This window comes from Phocaeicola sp. (assembly GCF_048170425.1).
Taxonomy (GTDB): domain Bacteria; phylum Bacteroidota; class Bacteroidia; order Bacteroidales; family Bacteroidaceae; genus Phocaeicola.
In genome coordinates this window covers 1-5,227 of record NZ_DBEXBB010000062.1, presented here as the reverse complement: position 1 = coordinate 5,227, position 5,227 = coordinate 1, and the positions used below count along the sequence as shown (strand labels likewise).

At 40.2% G+C, this 5,227-nt stretch carries 5 protein-coding genes; all 5 read right to left on the bottom strand.

The features are described from left to right. Positions 1 to 94 precede the first annotated feature (94 nt). Positions 95 to 1,312 (bottom strand): OprO/OprP family phosphate-selective porin, encoded by a 1,218-nt coding sequence (locus tag ACMJ0U_RS02675; protein ID WP_417128003.1) that lies wholly within the window; start codon positions 1,310 to 1,312, stop codon positions 95 to 97. A 3-nt stretch (positions 1,313 to 1,315) separates the two neighbouring features. Beyond that, positions 1,316 to 2,119 (bottom strand): 3-deoxy-8-phosphooctulonate synthase, encoded by an 804-nt coding sequence (gene kdsA / locus ACMJ0U_RS02670; protein WP_417128002.1) that lies wholly within the window; start codon positions 2,117 to 2,119, stop codon positions 1,316 to 1,318. 1 nt (position 2,120) lies between these two features. Continuing rightward, complete coding sequence (locus ACMJ0U_RS02665) at positions 2,121 to 3,053, bottom strand: diacylglycerol/lipid kinase family protein (protein ID WP_417128000.1); 933 nt, start codon at positions 3,051 to 3,053, stop codon at positions 2,121 to 2,123. 6 nt (positions 3,054 to 3,059) lie between these two features. Continuing rightward, the gene (miaA, locus tag ACMJ0U_RS02660) at positions 3,060 to 3,971 is read right to left on the bottom strand and encodes a tRNA (adenosine(37)-N6)-dimethylallyltransferase MiaA (RefSeq protein WP_417127999.1); all 912 of its coding nucleotides are present in this window, start codon (positions 3,969 to 3,971) and stop codon (positions 3,060 to 3,062) included. 123 nt (positions 3,972 to 4,094) lie between these two features. Further along, positions 4,095 to 5,105 carry a type I glyceraldehyde-3-phosphate dehydrogenase gene (gap, locus tag ACMJ0U_RS02655; RefSeq protein ID WP_417127997.1) on the bottom strand — a complete coding sequence of 337 codons (1,011 nt, stop codon included), beginning with the start codon at positions 5,103 to 5,105 and terminating at the stop codon, positions 4,095 to 4,097. Between the last annotated feature and the right edge of the window lie 122 nt (positions 5,106 to 5,227).

Genomic DNA, 5,227 nt, shown 5'->3' with positions numbered 1-5,227 from the left:
ACTTTTTAATGTAATCCAAACCGTAATTTCGTTGCAAAGATATAGTTTTTTATTTGAATATATAAACAGATGCCATACAGAAAATAAGTTCTTCTCAGAAAACGGGCAATGTATAAACCAAACCTAATGAGATGCGCTGGTGGTTATAACTTTCCGCTCCCCAGGAACGTGCTTTTTCTGTCAAATGTACGTTCTTATACAAGAGATGCAGGTAACACAACAATTCGCTATTTTTCAAAGGATAGTATTCCGCGCAAAGCTGTACGTTCCATACCCTTCGGTAAGTACCTGCAGAAAACATGTTATTTGCCCTAAACACATTTCCTTGTTCGTAAACTCCTTTCACATACATGTTCCAATGTGAAGCCACACGGTAGTCTAGATTAAATATCGTTGTAAAATAATCCACATTCTGTACCGTAATACCCTCCCCATTCACAACTGCCACTTCACTGATAAGCCCTTTAGAGTCGATTCCCTCACGTGAATACATAAAATCGATATAACCTAAAAAGGGTTTCTTGTCCCATACATTTCCACAAGTAAAATAAAATACATTCTTATTTTTTGCCAGCTGTCCATACGAAAGAGAATAACGAAGCTGCATGGAGTGGTCTACAAAATAGCCATCCCAGTTAACAGTTGCCAACAAAGGAACTCTAGTAGACTCAACTCCTTCCGGAAGTCCATACATAAATTGGTCAGCACTATCTCCGTTCCGATTATTTGTCAACTGAAAATTGAACTCATGGTTGTCATTCATCTTGTAGGCCGCATTCAAACCCGCCTGATAGCATGGTATCGTGTTATTGAAATCGGAATAATGACGCACTTTAATGGCATTCACCCAGCATTCATAACCACTGAACTGAACAGGTTGTTTTCCGGCAGTCAGTTTCCATTTGTCATTCAACTGCCAACCCACCATAGCCAATTCTACAGAACCGGACAGATTATCCAATGGAATATTGGGAGTCGTGTATTGATTCAAAGACTGACGAAAATGATAGGAAAATTTTTCATGAAATCCCCCTAATACCTCTAAACGGATACGATGCACTTTAAATGCAGCTTCATCTAATGTCGCATTATTAAATGAAACATCAGCAGCAGAACAGAACTGAATATTCATATCAGCCCAATCCACCTTCCGCCTGCCGTCCGTCATTCTCTCCAACAGCGGCACATCATCTTTAGAAGAGACCATAGATTCACTTTGAGCATACCCATTTTCCACCGACAACACAAGGCACACCACCAAAGATAATACAATCTCTCTCCAAATTTTAATTTCAGCCAGCTGCCTTATCATAAATTACAAAGATTGACGAATACGAACCAATTTCACCAGCAAATCTTCTAGCAAGTCCAACTTTAGCATATTGGCTCCATCGCTTTTTGCTCTAGAAGGATCTTCATGAGTTTCCATAAACAACCCATCCACACCAACTGCCACACCAGCCTTTGCCACAGTTTCAATAAGCTGTGGCATACCTCCTGTAACCCCTGAAGTCTGATTGGGCTGCTGTAAAGAATGTGTCACATCCAGCACTACCGGATGTCCGAAAGATTGCATCTCCGGAATTCCTCTATAATCGACAATCAAATCCTGATAACCAAAGGTTGTACCACGTTCCGTTAGCATCACCTGATCATTGCCAGCCTCGACCACCTTATCAGCCGCAAAACGCATAGCAGCAGGAGATAAAAACTGACCTTTCTTAATATTGACTATCTTTCCGGTACGAGCTGCAGCAACCAGCAAATCCGTCTGACGACAAAGGAACGCAGGTATCTGCAACACATCTACATATTCGGCAGCCATTTCGGCCTCAGAAGCAGTATGGATATCTGTTACTACAGGAATATCAAACATATTTCTTACCTTAGCCAAGACTTTCAACGCTTTTTCATCACCTATTCCTGTGAAAGAATCCAGGCGAGAACGATTCGCTTTCCGGTAAGAACCTTTAAAAACATATGGAATATGCAATTTATCCGTAATTTTTACTACTCGCTCCGCAATACGAAGAGCCATCTCCTCTCCTTCTATCACACAAGGACCTGCCAGCAGGAAAAACATGTCATCCCGCTTTAACTCAGAAATATTTTTTATCATATCAATTAGGTATTATCAAAGTAATTGCTTCTGGAGCTATTGTTATTTCGATAGGGAAATGACGGTCCAACCAAAGCCGGCCATCCAGACTGACTTCAGCATTCTGTGCACGCAATATCTTTACACAACGAGTACGATACGGCTTAACCGTCTTATGATTCAACAACCTTCCTCTCTGCAACATCCACAATCCGGAAAGCAACTGACGCAGCTCAGGACGGTAAATAATAGAAACATCAAGCCATCCGTTATATGGAACCGCACTTGGAGTCAGACCATACCCATAGGCACTACCTATACCCACAGCCATGATACGTCCACGAATATGTTCATCATTCACTTTCAAATGCATCCGGTGTAATTTTCTTTCAAAAGCCACCAGAAATAACGAAGCCAAATAAGATATTAAAGGTATTCCCCAGAAACGGCGGGTTTCATTCGTAATTCGTACAATACGAGCCCCAAGCCCCATATATACGGCATTCAAGAAATAACGAGTCTGATGACGCTCCCTATCAAAATAAGAAAACACCCCAATGTCTATTTTCCGTAGACGTCGATTAATCAATACGTCTACAGCCTCTTTATAGTCATCTGAGTTCAATCCCCAATATTTCGCAAAATCATTCCCGATTCCGTTCGGAATAATACCCAAAGCTATTTGATTTTTATCTTTTACATCAGAATTCATGATACCGTTCAAGGCATCATTGATTGCACCATCTCCACCTACAACCACAATAGTAAGATAACCATTATTAGCCAGTGTTCTTGCCAAACGCTCCACCGAACCAAATCCTTCCGACTGCACATAATCATATTTTACCTTACATTCATCCATGTAAGCACGAATAGCCTGCCAACGCTTCTGCGCTTTGCGGCTTCCGGCTTTCGGGTTATAGATTACCCCCCATCTGTCTGGTTCTACTGCCATTTACGTTTACTTTATCAAATCAATAATTCGTTCAACATTCTCCTCCAGCGGTGTTTCAGCATCTATCCAATGAATTTGAAAACCTCTTCTCTCCATACCTCTAAACCAGGTCATTTGACGTTTGGCGAACTGGTGAATGGCAATTTCAAGTTGACTGAACATTTCATCATAAGATAACTTACCGACCGCATATAGCGTTAAGTATTTATATTCCAATCCATAATAAATCAAGTCTTCAGGATTTATACCTTCGTCCAATAAAGCCATTACTTCATCAATCATCCCTTCCTGTAAACGCTTCTTCAATCGCTTAGTAATCTTTTGTCGACGCAAATCCCGGTCTATATCTACTCCTATAATCAAACTATGTATTTCAGGAAATGAACGAGCATTAACATCTTTAGTCAAATAATATTCCTCTATTTCAATTGCCCGAATAGCTCGTTTCACGGTGTCTACATCTGTAGAATTATGCAGTCTCTTATAGCGAGACAATATATCTGTCAGTTCTTCAAGCGACTTAGTGGCCAAACGTTCCCTTAAAGCCTTATTTTCTGGTACAGGCAGCAAGCGGTATCCCTTCAATATTGATTCCAGATACATACCTGTACCTCCACATAAAATCGGCAAAAGTCCTCTTCCCTTTATATCCTCGTATGCGACCAAAAAATCACGTTGAAATTCAAATACATTATATTTATAACCAGGCTCCACAATGTCTATCAAATGATAAGGAATCCTATAGCCCTCAACTATATAATCGGACAAATCTTTACCTGTTCCCAAATCCATCCTACGATACACCTGACGACTATCACCACTAATAATCTCTGTTTTCAGACGAGCAGCTAAGGCTACAGCCAAAGAAGTTTTTCCTGAAGCCGTTGGACCAAGTATCGTAATCAAATCATAATTCATAAGATCATTCTTGAGAAGTTCAGTGGCAAAGATAGTTTTTTTCTGCACAACACACACGAATATGCGCAAAAAAAAGCCGCCAGGATTTTCTCCTGACGGCTTTTGCTATATGGTCTAAACTAATTAGCAGTTTACAGAAGCCATGTGAGCAATCAAATCCAATACTTTGTTAGAGTAACCGATTTCGTTGTCATACCAAGAAACGACCTTAACGAAAGTATCAGTCAAAGCGATACCAGCTTTTGCATCGAAGATAGAAGTGTGAGTATCACCCAGGAAGTCAGAAGAAACAACTGCATCTTCAGTGTAACCCAGAATACCCTTCAATTCACCTTCAGCAGCTTCTTTCATTGCAGCACAGATTTCAGCATATTTAGCCGGTTTAGCCAAGTTAACTGTCAAGTCAACTACAGAAACATCCAAAGTCGGAACACGCATAGACATACCAGTCAGTTTACCGTTCAAAGCCGGGATAACTTTACCTACAGCCTTAGCAGCACCAGTTGAAGACGGGATAATGTTACCAGAAGCAGCACGACCACCTCTCCAGTCTTTCATAGAAGGACCGTCAACTGTTTTCTGAGTAGCAGTAGTAGAGTGAACGGTAGTCATCAAACCATCAGTGATACCCCATTTATCGTTCAAAACCTTAGCGATAGGAGCCAAGCAGTTAGTAGTACAAGAAGCGTTAGAAACGAACTGAGTACCTTTAACATAAGTTTTTTCGTTTACACCGCAAACGAACATCGGAGTGTCATCCTTAGAAGGAGCTGACATAACTACATATTTAGCACCAGCTTCGATATGAGCCTGAGCTTTTTCTTTAGTCAAGAACAAACCAGTAGATTCTACTACGTATTCAGCACCTACTGCATCCCAAGCCAATTCTTTAGGATCCTTGCAAGCTGTTACACGGATTTCTTTACCGTTAACAATCAATTTGCTGTTTTCAACGTCAGCTTCGATAGTTCCATTAAACTGACCGTGCATAGTATCATATTTCAACATATATGCCAAGTAATCTACTGGACACAAGTCGTTAATACCTACGATCTGAATATCGTTTCTGTTCTGAGCTGCGCGGAATACGAAACGGCCGATACGACCGAAACCGTTAATACCTACTTTAATCATTTTGTTTAAAATTTAAAGGTTTTATAATTGCTTTATAAACACTCACTCTATTAGTAATCAAAAAGAAAACATCAATTTGATATTTATTTTTTTCTGATTGCGATGCAAAAATAAGTATTTCT

Coding starts and splice junctions, on each gene's coding strand:
- ACMJ0U_RS02675 (WP_417128003.1), bottom strand. CDS start 1,312: ATGATAAGGCAGCTGGCTGAAATTAAAATTTGGAGAGAGATTGTATTA.
- kdsA (WP_417128002.1), bottom strand. CDS start 2,119: ATGATAAAAAATATTTCTGAGTTAAAGCGGGATGACATGTTTTTCCTG.
- ACMJ0U_RS02665 (WP_417128000.1), bottom strand. CDS start 3,053: ATGGCAGTAGAACCAGACAGATGGGGGGTAATCTATAACCCGAAAGCC.
- miaA (WP_417127999.1), bottom strand. CDS start 3,971: ATGAATTATGATTTGATTACGATACTTGGTCCAACGGCTTCAGGAAAA.
- gap (WP_417127997.1), bottom strand. CDS start 5,105: ATGATTAAAGTAGGTATTAACGGTTTCGGTCGTATCGGCCGTTTCGTA.